Raw genomic sequence first — 16,534 nt, 5'->3', positions numbered from 1 at the left:
TGCTATGTGGGGTGCTAGCGGGGGTGCTACCGGTAGCAGGGCGACGTGCTACCGGTAGCACCGTCCAGAGCTAGGCGGCACCCCGCTTTTCGTCACGCTCCGCAATCGCCTTCATGAGGTCGGCGCGGGCGATGCCGCGGCGGGTGGTGCGGGTGCCGTCGTCGGTGGTCCCGGCCACATCACGGGTCTTGATGCCGTGCGGCTTGAGCGCGGATGTGACGTTCTCGCCCTTCCAGCCGCCGTAGACCTCCGGCCGCAGCTCGGCAAGCCGGGCGGCGATCCGCTCGTTCCACACCCGCTCTTCCGACGGCGGCACGACGGCGGCGACGTCGGCGAGCAGGTCGTAGGACGGGCCGGACGTGCTCTCGGCGTCCTCCCCGAGCGCGTGCCCGGACAGGGTTCCTGCGGTCTTGCGCAGGGCGTGGGCGCGCTGGGCGATGGCGTGGGTGGCGTTGTCGTCCAGGTAGGCGGTGCGTACCACGACCGGCAGCGCGGTGGCTCCGGCGAGGTAGCCGTTACCGGCGTCGATCTCCGGGCGGAACGAGGTGGCGCGCACGCCGTTCTTGTACGCGGACGTGCCCAGAATCATGTCGTTCTCGACCTGCCCGGCGACCTTGAGGGCGAAGCGGATGGACACGTTGCCGCTGATCCCGGTCGGGAGCGAGTCCTTGTCCGGGCGCTGCGTGGCCAGGATGAGAATCACCCCGAGGGCGCGACCGAGCTTGATGATGAACTCAGCGTCGTCACCTGCCTGTTTGCCGTACTTGGGGTGGGCGAACAGGTTCTGGCACTCATCGAACACGCCGACCAGCGGCCACAGCTTCAGCGAGCGCTTGTCGGCGATGGCACGGGTGACGCGCTTGTCCGGGCACAGATCCCGGGGCAGCTTCTTGATCGCAGCCGCGCGGCGCATGACCTCCTCGCGCAGCAGCTTCAGCGAGTCGGCCGCGTACTTGATCGATTCGTCGTCGATGCCGGACACGAACCGGTGGCTGACGCATTCGAGGGAGTCGAGGTCGCCGGTGCCCTTGTTCTCGTGAAGCCACAGTTCCACGGAAGGGTCCATGGCGGCGCCGCAGCTCAGCACGCGCACGGAGGCAGTCTTGCCCTGGCCGGGCAGCGAGCCGATCAGGATGTTGTGCTGGATCATCGGCACCGACTGAGCCCGGCCGCGCGGGTCGATGCCGAACGGAATCCGCTTGAAGATGTCGTGCTTGGACGCGTTGGCGAGCGGCCACTTGACGATGCCGGTCTTGGACAGGTCCCGGTCCCCCACCCACAGGATGAGGCGCCCCTCGTGCTCGCTGGGGTCGGCGTCGGGCCACACGCAGCCCAGCGGGCGGCGCAGGCCAGAGGCGAGCCGGGCGCGCCGGTCGGCCACGTCCGCGACCGTCACACCCAACGGCAGGTCGATGTCCGCACGCCAGCCCGGCCCCTCGCGGGTGATCGGGGCAACGAACTTGATGCCGTCCTGGCCCTTGGCCACCGCTGAAGCAATCTGCCCGATGCCGATGGACGCCATGGCCTTGATGACGATGTCGCTGGTCAGCTTCTGCACCTCGGTCTTGATGACCGCGCGGGTGGCCAGCGGTGCATCCGCCGGCGCACCCAGCCAGCCCAGCGTCAGCACGGCGACCACGGCGGCGATGACCTGCGTGCGCGGCTCCGCGCCGAACACCAGGAACAAGGCCATGCCCAGGGCGGACAGGGCCCCGAGGATGGTGACGAGCATCCGCAGCCGCACCCGGCGGTCACGCTGGCGCGAGAGCTTCAGGTACAGCTCGGAGTTCTCCCGCCGTGCCTCGGCCTGCCGCAGCGGCTCGCCTTCCGCGTCGACCGCCCAACGGCCGATCCGGCCGAGGGTGTTGGCCAGGCCGCGCGGCGAGCGCCAGATGAGCTTGGGCACGTACAGGAACGGCACGCGGACCGCGTGGAAGGCGATGGTGTGCCAGACGTGTCCGGCCAGCCACCGCATCGCGTCGGCGAACTCCGGGCCCGACTTCACCCACGCCGGGAGGACGTCCAGCCGCTTGGAGTCGCGGATGCGGTCGATCAGACCTGGGCCCGACTGAGTCGGCGCCGCACGGTCGACCAGGGTCCGGCCGGAGTCGCCCGACTCCCCCTCGCTCGGGTCGGCCGACTCGGTCAGCTTCGAGTGGCCCGACCGGTCGGGCCCGGAGTCGGGCGTACGGTCGGCTGACTCGGCACGGGCCGACCGGGCCTTGTCCAGGTCGACCACAGCGCCGTCGGAGTCGGCGGCCATCTCGGCTTCCAGCCGGTTGAACAGTTCGTTGTCGTCGTCGGGGTGTTTCACTGAGACTTCCTTCTCTCTGGGAGGGACGCGGGGCCCGGCCACTGCTCTGGTCGGTTGAGACCGGGCCCCGTAGCGGGTTACGCGGCGCGCTGTTCCTTGGGGTAGGCGCAGAGGATGCACATGCCGAGCGAGGTCGGGATGCAGCCGTTGGCGGCGCATCACCTGAGCCGCGACCGGCTGTCCGCCCGGCCGCAGCCCGCGGGCGCGCAACTGTCGGCGGGTGGCGTAGCCGTCCGGGGCGAAGTGCCACGGGTAGGTGGGGACCCCGAACCGGGTGCCGGACGGGTCGAAGCACTTGCCGAACGCGCCGGACATCAGGCCACCGCCTCGGGGCTGTCGCCACGGCAGGACCACGGGGAGCAGCCGAGTGCGGCGCCGTCTTCGGCTTCCGCGTCCGCTGCCGCGTCGAACAAGTCGCCCTGCCGGTCGGCCCACTCAGTGCGCGTCACGCGGTCGATGGGGGCCTGATCGAGCGGAAGCAAGCTGCGGTGCAGATACGGCGCGGCCTTGATGCCCCGAAGCCGGGTCTGGCGTAGGCGGTGGTCGAAGTCGACGGCATCCGCCCACTCCTCGGGGTGGTGGTCGCGCAGCTCGCGCCACTGCCGGTTGCCGTGGAACGGGCACCCGATGCAGGCCGACTTGGGGGTCTCGCCCCAGCCGCGCGAGCGCAGGTAGCGCAGGCAGTCATTCCGTGTCCAGCCCTCGCGGCCGTCCGCGGCGCCGTCCAGGTGCAGCAGCGGGAAGATGTTGCGCAGGTAGCGGACGGATGCGTCCTTGGCCCGCTCGAACTCATCCTGGCTGATGCCGATGGCCTGCTCTACGAACACGTCCGCCGGAACGGGCCGCGGGTGCGGGTAGCCGAGCATCGCGCGGACCGCGGCCTTGATGGGCTTGACCTTGTACTCCTCGGTGCACTGACGCCGCACCATCGCGGCGCGCGTGCCCTCGCGGTCGATGACGAAGACCGGGATGCGGACGAACGAGCCAGGGTTGAGGGAGTCGGCCCGCAGGTTGCCGCTGACCCGCTGGGCGTTACCGCCCTCGACGCGGACGCGGTGAACGGGGATGCCGGCGGGCTGGGCAATCTCGCGTTCCAGCCGGTCAAGGTGCGCGTACACCCGCGCCGGTTCCCATCCGGTGTCCGCGAAGATCGCGGCATCCCACTTCGGCAACCGACCGTCGGCAGCCAACATCAGCAGCGTGGTGGACTGCACCCCCGCACCCAGCGAGAGCACCCGCAGACGTGGCGCCGTCATGCCGCCGCCCCCTCGGTGCCCTCACTGTCGTCGCCGTCGACGGAGTGCAGACGACGCCCCTCGGCCCGCTCGTTCAGCAACAGGTCACGCAGCACACGGGAGTTGGCAGCCGAGCAGTGCAGCGTGGTCCGGATGGCTTCCGCGTTGATTGCGTCATCGGCCCAGTCGGCCGTGGCCTGGCGCGCCTCGGCGAGCAGTTCCGCCGGAGTCCGCGTGGCCTTGCCGGTCTTGGCCTTGCCCTTGGTGCTGGCCGGGCGCTTGCGCGGCGCCTTGGGCGCCTCCGGCTTCGGCTCGGCCGTCTGCTGCGGCGGCACGGGTGGGACATCCTCGCTGGCCGGGGCCAGCTCGCCCAGTTTCAGCAGCACGCGTTCCGGGCGCGGGGTCTTCGACCGCCACCGCCGACCGTGCCGCTCGCGCAGCCGGGCACGGGCCAACTGCCGCTCACGCTCCCGCTTCAGCGCCTCGGAGTACGACGTGATCTCCCACAGCGTCATCCGCCGCCACAGGGCGAACGTCGACAGTGGAGCGAGCATCCAGCGGGAGAACCGCACCTTCTCCATCCGGCGGCCGGTCGCGGCGCCGATCCGCACGGCGTAGACGTGGGCGCCGATCTCGGAGAACACCACCCACAGCAGGGGCATCGTGCCGTGCGCGACCTTGGCCCACAGCGAGTGCCCAGCGGCGACATTCAGGCCGCACGTGACCAGCGTCAGCACCCACGGCACGAACCGCACCCACGCCAACGCCATGTCCATCCGGATCAGCAGCAGATTGGCCACGGTGAACACCGGAATGGCCACGTCGATCCCGACCGGCAGCATCCACGGCGCGCCGAAACTCCACCGGGCGGCGGCAGAGGAGACCGCGTCGAACGAGGCGATCAGTCCCAGGGCACCGACCCCGGCCGCGGCCAGCGCGCCCAGTCCGGCAAGGCCCATCTCGGGGCGCGTCAGCGGCGGCACCGTCGGCCGCACCGTCTCGGTTACGGTCGTCATGCCGCCGCTCCCTTCCGGGAGGACCGGCGGCGCCGGGTCGGCCGCGCCAGCGGAACGACGTTGAACAGCTCCGGGGCGTGCGCCTCGATCACCTCGGCGGCGATGCGGGCCACGTCGTCCGGCAGGCTGCGGTACTCGGGGTCGGCGAGGATGTCGCGCGCCGCGTCCAGGCGAGCGGCGCGCTCCTCGTCCGTCTCGCTCTCGGCCCCGAGCCACAGCTCAACCGGGGTGCCAAGGGCGAGCTCCACGAAGTCTTCGGCGGAGACAGCCTGTTGATGGCCGATGTACGTGCGCATGGTGCTCTCCTGAGTCGATGTGGCAGGGAGAGCCCGGCGGCGGGCGACCTTGCTGGGGAGTCCCACCGCACGAGCAGATGCGATACATGCTTGAACGTGTATTTCACCGTGGCGCACTTAATCACGGCTGTCAAGCCCAGTGCCGTTTTCGGAGTGCCGCGCGATGCGCCTTCAGGTTGCCGTGGGGACCAGGGACGAAGTCACCGCATCCCTGGACGACTTGGGACGTCCTCGATAGCGTTCGGGAGGTCGAGTACGTCCCTGGACGTCCCTGGGAGTTGGGATGGCGAACGAGCGCTTACGATCGGCGATGTTGACGCATGGCATCACGGTCGACGCCATGGCGGCCCACGTCGGGGTGGACCCGAAAACTGTCGAGCGCTGGATCACACAGGGACGCGCGCCCTACCGGCGCCACCGCCTTACCATCGCCGCATTCCTGCAGGAAGACGAGACATACCTCTGGCCGAACGGCCTTCCTGACAACCAGCGGCAGGACGCAGCCGACGCTGAAGTCCTGAAGGTGTACCCGCACCGCTCCTACGTCCCTCCGGAACTCTGGCTGCAGCTCTTCGGCCGGGCGGAGCGGGAGATCGGCGTACTCGTCCACGCGGGCGTGTTTCTGGCGGAGAACCCACGGTGGCCCCAACTACTGAGACAGAAGGCGTCGTCCGGCGTGCGTGCCCGGATTCTGCTGGGCGACCCCGACAGTCCAGAGATCCGACGGCGCGGTGAAGAGGAGGAGATCGGCGAAGGCGTCGCTTACAAGGTGCGCGAAGTCATGAAACTCTACGGCCCGCTGTACTCAGTCCCGGGCATCGAGTTCCGTATGCACAGGTCGACTCTCCACAACTCCCTCTATCGCTCTGATGACGAGTGGCTGGTCAATACGCAGGTGTACGGCGTGAGCGCCCCCTTGACCCCGGTGCTCCACCTCCGCCGTGTCGCCGGCGCCCAGCTGGTCTCGACGTATCAGCAGAGCTTCGAGAAGGTGTGGTCCGAAGCCGTCCCCATCGAAAGGTCCTCATGAGTCGCCGCACCGACTACTTCAACGATCCCGCCGCGCCGAAGGCCAACAGCATCGTGCCCGCGGTGACCGCGTTCGTCGTGAACGACGCAGGTGACGTGCTCCTAGAGCGACGTTCGGACAACGGCCGCTGGGGCATGCCAGGGGGCGTCCAGGAGATCGGGGAGAACATCGCCGGTACGGTCGTCCGGGAGGTTCTGGAGGAGACAGGGATTCACGTCGAAGTGGTCGGCCTGGTAGGGATTTTCACCGACCCCGGCCACGTCATCGCCTTCGCAGATGGAGAGGTGCGTCAGGAATTCTCGCTCTGCTTCCGAGCCCGGCCGGTCGGTGGCGAGATCAAGGTGAGCTCGGAGTCCTTCGCAGTGCGGTGGGTCCCCAGGGCAGAGCTGGACTCTCTCGATATCTCGCCGACCACGCGTCGCCGCCTCGAAGAGGGCTTCCGCAACGCCGAGGTCCCTCTGATCAGCTGAGCTTCGCCATCACGGCCTCAACACGCCCCCGTACCCGGGCCACCCTTGCCATGAGCTCGGGCCGGGCCGCGGATACCGCCCGGAAGACGACGTGCTCGGGACCGTACCGCTCCAGGACTTCCGAGAGCCGCTCGGCAGGGTCCACTAGATCCCCGACTGGACCACTGGTCAGGTCGCAATAGGTGATCGCGTCTACCAACTCGGGTTCGGCGGGCCCAAATTCGCTGAGCGCATCGTCCAGTCCAAGTTCAGACGCCTCCCATGAGGAGGAGGTGTGGAAAGCCACGATGCTGCACAGCCGTGGGTCAGCCCCAACGACGTCGCGCAGGTATCGGGCTCCATCGATCATGTGCTGCCCGGTGTCCACGGCGACCTGGGCATAGCCGATGTCGTGCGTGATGGCGGCGGCCGCCAACAGCTCGGCGTCCTCGCCCAATGCTGGCGCCAGGGTCAGTGCCTGGGAGTAGACCCGCTGAGAGTGGGCCCACCGCCTCGGCAGACTGTCAGCCAACAGCGACTCAGCAAGGTCATAGGCCCACCTGGCCAATTGCATTTTCCGCTACCTCGGCAATCGGGAGTCTAGGAAGGAGAGCTGACGAACCGGCCGATCCCGTGTCGTGCCTCGATGTGACCGGCGGTCTCCAGCTCACGGACGGCGCGGCGAACCGTGCCACGGGATACCCCGTACTTCTCGACTAGGGCCGCTTCGCTCGGAAGGCGTGTGCCGGCAGGGAGGTCGCCTTTCCGGATCTGCTCTAGCAAGTCCGCCATGATCTGTTCGTATGGTGCAGTCCCGGCGCCACCGGCGACACGGCCAACACCAGCGACGGTCTTGATGTCCCCTGATTCTTCGAGGGCACGCAGAGCTCGCCGAACCGTCGTACGGGCCACCCCAAACTCGCGTCCGATCTCCGCTTCGGACGGCAACCCGTCCATGTAGACCCCAGCGGCGATCCGCTCGCGCAACGCCTGAGAGATCACCTGATACGTCCCACGTGGGCTGGGGCTTGGCACGCATTCCTCCTTCGGGCACCGTCGCGTTCCAGCTTCCCACGCACGCCCGTGCTTGTGGGGTGTCCCAGCTGTCCGGCTGTCCGGATACACGTCCCACCTGCACAAACAGGCCGGACAGCCCAAAGTGCCGGTGTCCGGGCTGTCCGGTCACAGACGGCTGTAACACCCCGGGGTGTTACAGCCCGTCGGCGAAGCCGACCTCACGATGGGCGGTAGGAGCCGGAGTCGACTTCCGATCTGCTCTGCCCTTACCAAAGGGATGGACAAGGGTTTCCCTACTTGATCAACGTCCGCGCACGGCGCGGGCGCGCTCCGCCTCTGCGGCGCACTGCATGCAGGAGGCAGAGTAGAGAGGGCCCTTGGTAGCGGAGGCCGGTCGGCTCCACGGCACGGGCCAAACCTCTCAGCCGATCTGGCGAGCGAACGTCGCAGCAGTGAGCTAATGCTCTAAATCCCCTCGCATGCAGATGCCGCGCCTGACAAAGTACTGACATGGGAGTGTCTCGCCAGCACATCGCTGAACTTCTGGCCAAAGCCGCTATGACGATCAAGGAAGCGCCCGGTATCGACCCATGGGATTACGGCTGGTGCTTGCCTGAGTACCGCCAGTCGGAAGGCGCGGCATTATCCTCCACCAATGGCCCAGTGACAATGACGCCAGAGGGTATTTCTGCCTATGAAGGAGCAGTCGAGGCACTCCTGAACCAAGCATCAGCACGCGACCGGTGGGACGCGAAAGAATTTTGGGGGCTAGTCGCCTCTCTTGTTGTCGCAGCATTCGAAGCCAAGGACCCCTCAGCCTTCATTGACAGGAATATCTCGAAGCTCCTCAAGCCGAGCCCTGCGTTGGTAGTGTTCCCCGTCGCCAACGTTGGATGGGATGACACGCCGCGCCTACTGGGGAATAAATGCGCCATCGGCAACGCGAGCGCCGAGCTTTCTGAAGTGATAACCCGAATGGGTGGACGAGCGGCTTCGGCCGGGGAAATACTTGCGAAATTCATTAACCAGCAATCCCACCAACCGCCACCCGTTTGCTTTGCCACGCTTGTACCCGGCCAGCGCAATATGGCATTTAGGCAGGCATCCAGGCGATTTGAGATGCTCGTCGACACTGCTCTCTTACTGGACACCGACAAGGAAAATCACAGGTTGCACTCTTCGCGAGGATCTTGGAATCGCCCCGGCGTTCGAGGGCTGATGCTCGATCGCGGCGCCGTAGAGAAGGGCATGCAGAGGAAGGACGCAGCAGTAGAACTATACAGCCACCCATTGATCTATGACGAAGTCGGGCGGACGGGTAGTCATCACTGGTACAGCGCAGAGCCGGTGCCACTGCATGCTGTGTTATCGCACGCCGAATTGTGTGATGCGGTCCTGAAGTCGCTATTCGACTCCGGAAGTATCTACCGCCGCCTAGCGGTCGCCGGAAAATGGTTCTCTGAAGCGTTCTGGTCCTCGAACCCGGATGATGCGACTCTCGCACTAGGGGTGGCCCTGGACGCTCTAATTGGAGCGAAGAATGGACTTCCTGGGCGCGCCATGAAAGAGCGCTTTGCCCTGCTGGAAGATGATCCGCAAGAGCGCTCGAATCGCGCAAAACGGTACGAGGATCTTTATGCCGTCAGGAGCAGGATTGCTCATGGGGGAGTGACCAGTAAGGTACAGGAGGCTGGATTCATCAAGGGATTTCAACGGGAGGTCACATGGACGGCCTGGCGCTTGATCGCTATGCAAGTAGACTTCTCAATTTCTAGCGACACCGATCTAGAGTCGACTCTCGAAAACTTGCGTTGGAGTACTATGTCTTGGCCCACCGGGGGTAAGGGGAAGGAGGTCGGCGCGATGCTGCGAAGGCAGGCAGAAGACGGAAAAGAAAGCACAGACCTGCGCCCTTGTGGGTCCCAAATTAGGGCCCCGAAGTGACCTGACTGCGTGACAACGCCGTCGGGCAGCGGTGACCGATCCGCGCACTACGGGCCATCCAGCAAGTGAGGGCAGGTCGGCCTCTGTTGAGCCATCAGTCAAGCTCCCTCCTCCGCTCTACGGGCTCCCTGTAGCGGTCAGGCGAGCTGTAACGACCGCTAGATGATGCGACGTTGCCCAGGCCCGCCACTCCGTGCCTCCACCAGCCTTCTGGCGCTTCCGTTGGGCACAGTCCTGGAGGCGCGCATCCCCCCACGACGTGGCTGCTCCCGTGACAGGCCAGTAAGGCGAGTTGACGAGGTCCCGGCTGAGGGTGAAGAAGTCATCGTTGCCCGGCTGGAGCCGTGGATAGACGAAGACCTGCCATTCTGTCGCCGTGGTGTAGCGCATGTTGGGGTCAGGCGTCCCGCGACTCTTGGGCAGAATCCGGGGATACGTCACGCCGAAGTCGCCGAAGTCAAGTTCAGGCCCTCGCCACTTTGCGATGATCTCCCGCCAGAGCCTCGCATCTTGCCTGACGACAGGCGTGGCCGTGCCTCGTGGGAAGCCCGTCAGGTTGACAGGGAACGCGCCGGCCGCCACGCAGACGTGCCTCCATGGCCAGCGCGACAAAGCATGTAGCGCTTCGGCGGTTCCCTCGGCCAGAGCTTCCCGGGTGCGCTCCGATTGAACCGGACCAGCATCAATCAGCAAGTCAATCTCTTCTGGATCTAGCTGGACAGATCCGAGCAAGTCACGCATCTGCTCTCTGTCTGGCATTAGGTCGCTGAGGTCGACGGCCGTGGACACTCGCAGACACGCTCCCTGTCGGTGCGCTGCCGCTGCGCCCGCCACCTCGATCAGGACGTCGCGGGGATCGCTGAGCCTGAATACCGGGCACATAGCAATGTCACGAAGTGCCAGCGACTCACTGACACGCGATACGGGTCCGCCGACGTCTCCTTCGAGTACGCGGACGAAAGGCAGCGCGCCACAGTCCACGGTGAGCACCATGCCGTTCGGCACGTGTTCCATCGCGTGCTCGCAGAAGGTCTCCAGGAGATCTCGGAGTTCGAAGTCGGGCACGATCTCCATCACCGGACGGATCTGAGCCTGAACTTCCTGCGCCGCGTGCCCCAGCGCATGAAACTCGCCTGCCTTGCCCTTCAGGATTGGGACATAGGCCACCAGCGCACCCCCAAGCGCTCCCCACACTCAGCCAGATGTCGAGCCAGTCGTTCTTGACAGGGTGACCGGGCCAACCAGAGGCAGGTAGAGCGCCGTTCAAGCCACGCGGCTCAAAGTTGAAGCGTGGACGAGTGAACGTGTCGGCTGCGTGGCTCAACAGTGCTCGGCCGCGCTGCGCAGAGTGCCCCCGACACACCTCCGACACACTCTGTGTCGCCGCGCGCCCGCTGTCTGACTCCGCCGCAGGTCAGAGGGGCACTACGGGCGCGATCAGACAATCACTCCGGAGCCGTGTGCGCAGGTTCGAATCCTGCCGGGGGCACTCGCCTAGGTTCAGCGGAAATCAAGCTCTGACCAGGGCGGATGCCGACACGAAAGAGCGGGAGACAGTCTCACTGTCTCCCGCTCTTTCTCGTTGTTGCGCACCGATCGCGCGTGAGGAGCGTGTGGGCCGCACCCGCAAGCCACCACCCTTCCTTGTGGATCGCCGCTGGATCTGGCGCACGTCTGGCACGGCTGCCTGCTCACTGCAGCTCATGCCGAGCAAGCGTGGCCTCCTACTGGTGAATGGTCTGACCCAGATCTCGCCTCGCGCTCTTCCCGAGGCTTGCAGTGACAGGAATGATCAGTCGGAAGGATCCGGCTAGAGCCATGGAGCAGAGCGCATGACCGAGCGGACATTCCGCCTTGTCGCTGATCCGAGCAGTCGGGACACCAGGAAGGTCCGGGTTCGGTCCTCGCGCTGGTTCGCCACTGTCCAGCTCGACCGAGATGGTTACGTCGATGCCTAGGCCGCGCGGGGCGACGAACCGGATTTGCCCCGCGACTACGTAGAGGCAGTCGACAAGGCGGGCGATGCGGCAATGGACTGCATTCGATATGACGGTTACCGAGGTGCCTTCCACCTCGGGCGCGGTCCGCGATGGATCGAATTGTGCGCTCGTTTCCGAGATGTCGAGGCTTCGGTCGATGCGTTGCGCGCAGCTGAGCTCGAACACGACTACAGCCGACTGCACGCGCTCGCCGATCGGCTTGCATTACCCATTGAGGATTGGCTGTCTCCCGGTGAGCGAGAGCTGATCCGCGGAGTGGACTTTGACCCACCTCCCGGCGTGTTCTTGAGGTTCCTGTGCGCCAAGGCCGCAAAGAGGGGTTTGCGTCTCAACGGCCGGGCGACGGCTGGCAGCGTGTGGGTTCGCCCTACACTGTCCGCGGCTCAGAAGCAGATTCGCGAGATGTTCCCCGAACGGTATCCGGGGTGGGTGGATCGCTGGACGAGGACCTGAGCCGCGGCGCGATCCCAGCCCGGTTCCGGCAGTTGGAAGCGGAGAGTGGTGGCGAGTGCCCGAGCGGCATGCGTCTTCAAGATGTGGAGGATGACGGCAACGTCCACCGCGTACATCATGCGAATTGGGCGCTAGGCGTTCGGGTGCCGAAAAGCACAGTCGCCCATTTCATGGCGGAAGTTGGCCTATCAGGCGGCACGCATGCCGCAGAGGGAGGAGAACTACGACTTCCCCTCGTGGTCCCACATGGGCGAGTCCGAGGCAACTTCGGACAACTATCGCGCGTATCTTATGAAAGTGGACGGGCGCATCGTTGGCTACATGGCAGCTCACGACACTACCGAGCACCGTCGCTGGAATCTGGCCGACGGGTCAAAGTACGGAGGAGAGGACTCCTCCCTACGCCCCCGAATCATCCTCAGTTGGGTAGCAGACGCCTACCGGCACCGCGGCATTGGTGCCGCGCTCGTACAGGCACTCGCCACCGACTTCGGATGCAAGGTTGCGGATGTGTCCTGGTCGACTCCTGTAAGCGCTGCAGGCCGGCGCCTTGCGCGTCGACTCTCGCCCGACGGCATCTGGGTCAGCTGAACGGCCTTGCAGCGCGTGGGGGCCTGCTCTGGCGCGCGGCAGGCGGGTGAATAGCCACCGCTTTAGGAGCGAGGTTGGGCAATCATGGGCGTTACCAGCGGATTACCTACCTCGGGCGGACGTCGGCGCACTGGCCCCGCCGAACCCTAAGTGCCCGTGAGTCCCCGTCCGTTCTGGCACGAGAGTGGCACGGCCGAGGGCTTCCGGGGTCGGCTGCTCAACTCAGTTGACCGGAGGAGCCGCGGTTGCTCTACTGCGATGCCGGACTGGGGAGGACGTGTGGCAGAACTGCCGGAGAGTGTAGATCGCGACATTCTGGAGGGGCGCACCATCCTCGCAGTGAAGGCGATTCGTGAGGCACAAGGATGCCCGCTCCGCGAAGCGGTTGATCTTTACCATCAGCGCTACGCAGAGCTTCATCCTGAGCCGGTCTCAGCCCAGGAAGCTCCCCGGACCCGCGTGCTGCGGTTCGAGCGGGATGGCTCTTTGGTTGTGCTTGAGGGACTGCAAGACGGTCAGTAGCCGGTGTACTGATCAACGCCTTTGGCGGGCCGCCGAGTTGCTCCGTGGCCCGCCATTTCAGAGGTCATCTCATTTGGCCAGCTCGGTAGGCTGCGGGCTGTGGTGGAGGTTGTCGAGCGGCTGGTGCCGGACGAGCTGTGGGAGCTGTTCCAGCTGGTGGTGCCGGAGGCTCCTTCGCGGCCCCAGGGTGGTGGCCGGCGCCGGCAGCGCCCGCATGTCGTGCCGCTCGCCTGCGTCGGTCAATCTCCTGCGGAACCCTTCCTACCGAGACGCGCCGCCCTCGCCGTCCTCCCGCCACGCCTCCGGTCGCAGTCGGCCGCAGGCGCCACGGCCGCCGCCCAGGCGTTCGCCGCCAAGGGCTGCCCGGCGGTCACGATCCTGGACGTGACCGACGCGGCCGGGTGACCCAGGGCGTCGTCTACTTCCGCTACGAGAACAAGGACGCCCTCGCGCTCGCGGTGACCGAGCGGTTCTACCTGCGGATCTGCGAGATCGCCGACTTCGCGGAGCAGTTGGGCCTCCACCCCTCGGCTCCGTCGCCGAACTCCTGCTCCGGATGGCCACGGCGTTCCGGGACGAGACCGGTCATCCAGGCCGGAGCACGGCTCCAGCTGGAGCGGCAGCCGATCGGCGTCCGGCTCCCGCTGCCGTACGAGGGGGACACCCGGCTGATCACCTCATGGCTGGCCGGGGAGCGCGAAGCGGGCGCCCGGGACGACCTCCCGCCGCCCGGCACGCTCGCCGCCGTCCTGGTCTCCGCCTTCTTCGGTGCCCAGCACATCTCGTGGGTGCTCGACGACCGGGCCGACCTGGTGGAGCGCACCACCGATCTGGTGCGGACGATCATTCCGTCGGCGCAGGGGGGCATCGAGTCGTGTCCGTCGGCGCCGCAGCGATGTCGCGGCTGACCGCGAGTTTCGATGCTCAACAGGCATTGTTGACCGACCAGTTGAGCGCTGTGCACGCATGGCGCACCGCTTCCTCGGTGGTCAGCCGCGCCCCGCGCTCGAAGGCCTCCGCGAAGGCCGGGCCGCCCAGGGCCGTGTGCGCCGCCGTGGTGACGCGGTCGACGTCGCCGCGTTCGGCGGGCGGCAGCGGGGCGCCCACCCCTCGGCGGGCCGCGTCGGCCGCCCCCAGCAGCAGCGCGGCGCACTCGGCAGCGGGCCCGCGCTGCCACAGTGCCGCCGCGCCCGCGAGGCCCTCCAGGGACAGGGCCAGCGCACGCGGCTCACCGAGGGAGCGGGCGACGTCCAGGCCCTGCAGATGATGGCGGACGGACCGGTCGGCGTCGCCGCGGAGTTCGGCGATGAAGCCGAGCTCGGCCAGGAGCAGATGGTCGCCCGCCTCCGAGGAGACGTCGGCGTAGCCGTCGCGGATGTGGAGCAGGTGGGTCTCGGCGGCGTCGAGGTCGCCGGAGCGGCGCGCGCCGAGTGCCAGGCCCATCTCGGAGTGGATCTCGCCGTACTTGTAGCCCTGTTCGGCGGCGATACGGCGGGCCTGCTCGTGCAGGCCGCGTGCCTGCTCCCACTCGCCGGCGAGCAGCTCGAGCCGTCCGAGCCCGGACAGTCGCGCCGACACCTCGGCCTCCAGGCCCAGTTCCCGCGCCAGGCGCAGCCCTTCCCGCTGCAGGCGGGCCGCCTCGTTGTACTCGCCCTTGATCTCGGCGAGCGCGGCGAGCGGCGACACCGTCTGCAGCTCACCCCAGCGGTCACCCAGCTCCCCGAAGAGGTCGGCGCTGCGTCGTCCGTCCCGGCCGAGCGCGTCGAGGTCGCCGCGGACCAGGGCGAGTGTGGCCCGCAGGCCGAGCGCGGCCGCGGTGCCCCACTGCTCGTCCGCGCTGCCGAAGAGGTCGAGCGCGGTTGCGTTCAGCTCCGCGCCGGCGGTCACCTCTCCCGCACTGAACAGGCCGTACGCGCACAGCCAGAGGGCGCGGGCACGGCGTACGGGGTCGGGGACGGCGTCGGCCGCCGCGGTGGCCGACGCCTCGGTGTGGTCGCCGGTGAGGAGTGCGAACGCGGTGTGCAGGAGGGTGAGTTCGGGGGCGTCGGGAGCGACGGCCAGGACCGCGGACAGGTGTCGGCGCGCCTCGGTGAGCCGGCCGCGCAGCAACCACCACCAGGACAGGGCGGTGGCGAGTCGTACCGCCTCGTCGGCCTGTCCGGCGGCGGCACGGCGCACCGCCTCGTCGAGCGCCGCGCGCAGATTGCCGGCCTCTGCGTCCAGACGGACGAGCCAGGACCGTTGACCCGCACAGCGCAGCCGGGGCTCGGCGCGTTCGGCGAGGGCGAGATAGTGGCGCAGGTGGCGATCGCGTACGGCGGTGAGGTCCTGCATCTCGTGCAGCCGCTCCATGGCGTACGCGGCGACGGACTCCAGGAGTCGGTAGCGGGGTCCGAGGGGGCCCTCCACGACGACCACGAACGACCGGTCGACGAGTCGCGTCACCAGGTCGAGCACCTCCTCGCGGGCCACGCCGTCGCCCGCGCACACCGCTTCGGCGGCGGCCAGGTCACAGCCGTCGCTGTGCACGGCCAGGCGGCGCAGCACGATGCGCTCCGGGGCGCTGAGCAGCTCCCAGCTCCAGTCGATCATCGCCCGCAGGGTCTGCTGCCGGGCGGGTGCACCACGCTGCCCGGCGGTCAGGATCCGGAACCGGTCGCCGAGCCGGGCCGCCAACTCCCGTACCCCGAGGGCGCGTACGCGCGTCGCGGCGAGCTCCAGGGCGAGTGGGATGCCGTCCAGCCGACGGCAGATCTCGGCGACGGCGGCACGGGCGGCCGGGTCGGACGCGGTCGGGTCGGACGCGGTCGGGTCGGAGGCGTCCGGGTCGCCCCGGAAGCCGGGGGCGGAGGCGGAGGCGCGCTCGGTGAACAGCCGTACGGCGTCGTCGGTTCGGAGCGGCTCGACGAGGAACACGGCCTCGCCCGCGAGGCCGAGCGGTTCCTGGCTGGTGACCAGGACCCGCAGCCCGGGGGCGGTGCGCAGCAGCAGCTCGGCGAGTTCGGCGGCGGCGTCGATGACGTGTTCGCAGTTGTCCAGGACGAGCAGGGTGCGGCGGTCTCGCAATACGGCGGCGAGGCGGTGCGCCGGGGGCGGGGAGGGCGTTGCGGGCCCGGTGCCCGGCGGGGCGGACGGGTTGTCGTCCCGGAGGCCGAGTGCCGAGGCGACGGCCTGGGCGAGGTCGGCGGCGGTACCGGCCCGGACACCCGAGAACTCCACGAGCCAGACGCCGTCGGGGATTTCCTCCGCCTGCACCGTACCGGCCGCGGCCACGGCGAGACGCGTCTTGCCGACGCCTCCGGGGCCGGTGAGGGTCACCAGCCGGGCGGAGGTGAGGAGTCGGGAGAGGCGGGTCAGGGCTTCCGTGCGGCCGATGAGGGGGGTGAGGGCGGCGGGGAGGTTGGAGTGCGGGGGTCTCGCGGGGGGAGCCGGGATCGCCGTTGTGGTGGGGTGCGTCGCGGGGACGGCCGGGATGGTGCGGGACGCGGCAGCGGCCCCGCCTGGGGCCATCGGGGCCGGATCGGGGGGCGCCGGGGTGGGTCCGGAGGCGGTCTCGGTGGCGCCGAGAGGCATCCCGGCAGCGCCCGGCACCGCCACAGCCGCGCCGGGAGCGGTTGCCGCCGTACCTGGGTCGGCCGTGGCCGCGTCGGGCGCCGTGCCGGCCGTA

The 16,534-nt window shown here is 68.0% G+C and carries 16 protein-coding genes; 7 read left to right on the top strand and 9 right to left on the bottom strand.

Annotated elements, in window-relative coordinates; all coding sequences use genetic code 11:
• Positions 1 to 70 precede the first annotated feature (70 nt).
• From ACIBU0_RS11435 to ACIBU0_RS11420, 4 genes are all read right to left on the bottom strand, one after another.
• A complete protein-coding gene (locus ACIBU0_RS11435; RefSeq protein ID WP_398815215.1) occupies positions 71 to 2,314 on the bottom strand; it encodes a cell division protein FtsK in 2,244 nt (747 codons plus the stop codon).
• Positions 2,315 to 2,628: 314 nt separating this feature from the next.
• Positions 2,629 to 3,570 (bottom strand): hypothetical protein, encoded by a 942-nt coding sequence (locus ACIBU0_RS11430; RefSeq protein ID WP_398815212.1) that lies wholly within the window; start codon positions 3,568 to 3,570, stop codon positions 2,629 to 2,631.
• A complete protein-coding gene (locus ACIBU0_RS11425) occupies positions 3,567 to 4,565 on the bottom strand; it encodes a DUF2637 domain-containing protein (RefSeq protein WP_398815209.1) in 999 nt (332 codons plus the stop codon). Before ACIBU0_RS11425 ends, ACIBU0_RS11430 begins: the two co-directional genes overlap by 4 nt.
• Positions 4,562 to 4,861 (bottom strand): hypothetical protein, encoded by a 300-nt coding sequence (locus ACIBU0_RS11420; RefSeq protein ID WP_398815206.1) that lies wholly within the window; start codon positions 4,859 to 4,861, stop codon positions 4,562 to 4,564. The genes ACIBU0_RS11425 and ACIBU0_RS11420 overlap by 4 nt, the downstream gene beginning before the upstream one ends.
• 283 nt (positions 4,862 to 5,144) lie before the next feature.
• On the opposite strand from ACIBU0_RS11420, the gene ACIBU0_RS11415 reads away from it, so the two are divergent.
• Both ACIBU0_RS11415 and ACIBU0_RS11410 read left to right on the top strand, forming a co-directional pair.
• Positions 5,145 to 5,891 carry a helix-turn-helix domain-containing protein gene (locus ACIBU0_RS11415; RefSeq protein WP_398815203.1) on the top strand — a complete coding sequence of 249 codons (747 nt, stop codon included), beginning with the start codon at positions 5,145 to 5,147 and terminating at the stop codon, positions 5,889 to 5,891.
• Positions 5,888 to 6,361: an NUDIX domain-containing protein gene (locus ACIBU0_RS11410; protein ID WP_398815200.1), complete on the top strand. Its 474-nt coding sequence runs from the start codon at positions 5,888 to 5,890 to the stop codon at positions 6,359 to 6,361. The genes ACIBU0_RS11415 and ACIBU0_RS11410 overlap by 4 nt, the downstream gene beginning before the upstream one ends.
• On the opposite strand, the gene ACIBU0_RS11405 is transcribed toward ACIBU0_RS11410, so the two are convergent.
• Both ACIBU0_RS11405 and ACIBU0_RS11400 read right to left on the bottom strand, forming a co-directional pair.
• On the bottom strand, positions 6,354 to 6,914 hold the full coding sequence (locus tag ACIBU0_RS11405) for an HD domain-containing protein (protein WP_398815197.1): 561 nt from the start codon (positions 6,912 to 6,914) through the stop codon (positions 6,354 to 6,356). The two genes, ACIBU0_RS11410 and ACIBU0_RS11405, sit on opposite strands and share 8 nt — an antisense overlap.
• Before the next feature lie 26 nt (positions 6,915 to 6,940).
• Positions 6,941 to 7,375 (bottom strand): GntR family transcriptional regulator, encoded by a 435-nt coding sequence (locus ACIBU0_RS11400; RefSeq protein WP_398815194.1) that lies wholly within the window; start codon positions 7,373 to 7,375, stop codon positions 6,941 to 6,943.
• Between the two features lie 492 nt (positions 7,376 to 7,867).
• On the opposite strand from ACIBU0_RS11400, the gene ACIBU0_RS11395 reads away from it, so the two are divergent.
• Positions 7,868 to 9,301 carry a hypothetical protein gene (locus ACIBU0_RS11395; RefSeq protein WP_398815190.1) on the top strand — a complete coding sequence of 478 codons (1,434 nt, stop codon included), beginning with the start codon at positions 7,868 to 7,870 and terminating at the stop codon, positions 9,299 to 9,301.
• A gap of 117 nt (positions 9,302 to 9,418) precedes the next feature.
• On the opposite strand, the gene ACIBU0_RS11390 is transcribed toward ACIBU0_RS11395, so the two are convergent.
• Together ACIBU0_RS11390 and ACIBU0_RS11385 are read right to left on the bottom strand one after the other, a co-directional pair.
• Complete coding sequence (locus ACIBU0_RS11390) at positions 9,419 to 10,468, bottom strand: hypothetical protein (RefSeq protein WP_398815187.1); 1,050 nt, start codon at positions 10,466 to 10,468, stop codon at positions 9,419 to 9,421.
• A gap of 557 nt (positions 10,469 to 11,025) precedes the next feature.
• On the bottom strand, positions 11,026 to 11,466 hold the full coding sequence (locus ACIBU0_RS11385; RefSeq protein WP_398815184.1) for a hypothetical protein: 441 nt from the start codon (positions 11,464 to 11,466) through the stop codon (positions 11,026 to 11,028).
• 489 nt (positions 11,467 to 11,955) lie between these two features.
• Between ACIBU0_RS11385 and ACIBU0_RS11380 the strand changes: the two genes are divergently transcribed.
• The 4 genes from ACIBU0_RS11380 (at position 11,956) to ACIBU0_RS11365 (ending at position 13,775) form a co-directional block, all read left to right on the top strand.
• Positions 11,956 to 12,345 carry a GNAT family N-acetyltransferase gene (locus tag ACIBU0_RS11380; RefSeq protein WP_398815564.1) on the top strand — a complete coding sequence of 130 codons (390 nt, stop codon included), beginning with the start codon at positions 11,956 to 11,958 and terminating at the stop codon, positions 12,343 to 12,345.
• A 279-nt stretch (positions 12,346 to 12,624) separates the two neighbouring features.
• Positions 12,625 to 12,867: a hypothetical protein gene (locus tag ACIBU0_RS11375; RefSeq protein ID WP_398815181.1), complete on the top strand. Its 243-nt coding sequence runs from the start codon at positions 12,625 to 12,627 to the stop codon at positions 12,865 to 12,867.
• Positions 12,868 to 12,966: 99 nt separating this feature from the next.
• Entirely contained in the window at positions 12,967 to 13,272 is a 306-nt protein-coding gene (locus tag ACIBU0_RS11370) for a hypothetical protein (RefSeq protein WP_398815178.1), read from the top strand.
• On the top strand, positions 13,269 to 13,775 hold the full coding sequence (locus ACIBU0_RS11365) for a TetR/AcrR family transcriptional regulator (RefSeq protein WP_398815175.1): 507 nt from the start codon (positions 13,269 to 13,271) through the stop codon (positions 13,773 to 13,775). The genes ACIBU0_RS11370 and ACIBU0_RS11365 overlap by 4 nt, the downstream gene beginning before the upstream one ends.
• A gap of 16 nt (positions 13,776 to 13,791) precedes the next feature.
• On the opposite strand, the gene ACIBU0_RS11360 is transcribed toward ACIBU0_RS11365, so the two are convergent.
• Positions 13,792 to 16,534, bottom strand: a 2,743-nt coding sequence (locus ACIBU0_RS11360) for an ATP-binding protein (protein ID WP_398815171.1), incomplete at its 5' end; no start/stop codon positions are given.

Source organism: Streptomyces sp. NPDC049627, from assembly GCF_044465645.1.
In the GTDB taxonomy this organism is placed as follows: domain Bacteria; phylum Actinomycetota; class Actinomycetes; order Streptomycetales; family Streptomycetaceae; genus Streptomyces.
The sequence above is the reverse complement of the archived record's forward strand: the minus strand, read 5'-3'. Positions and strand labels throughout refer to the sequence as shown.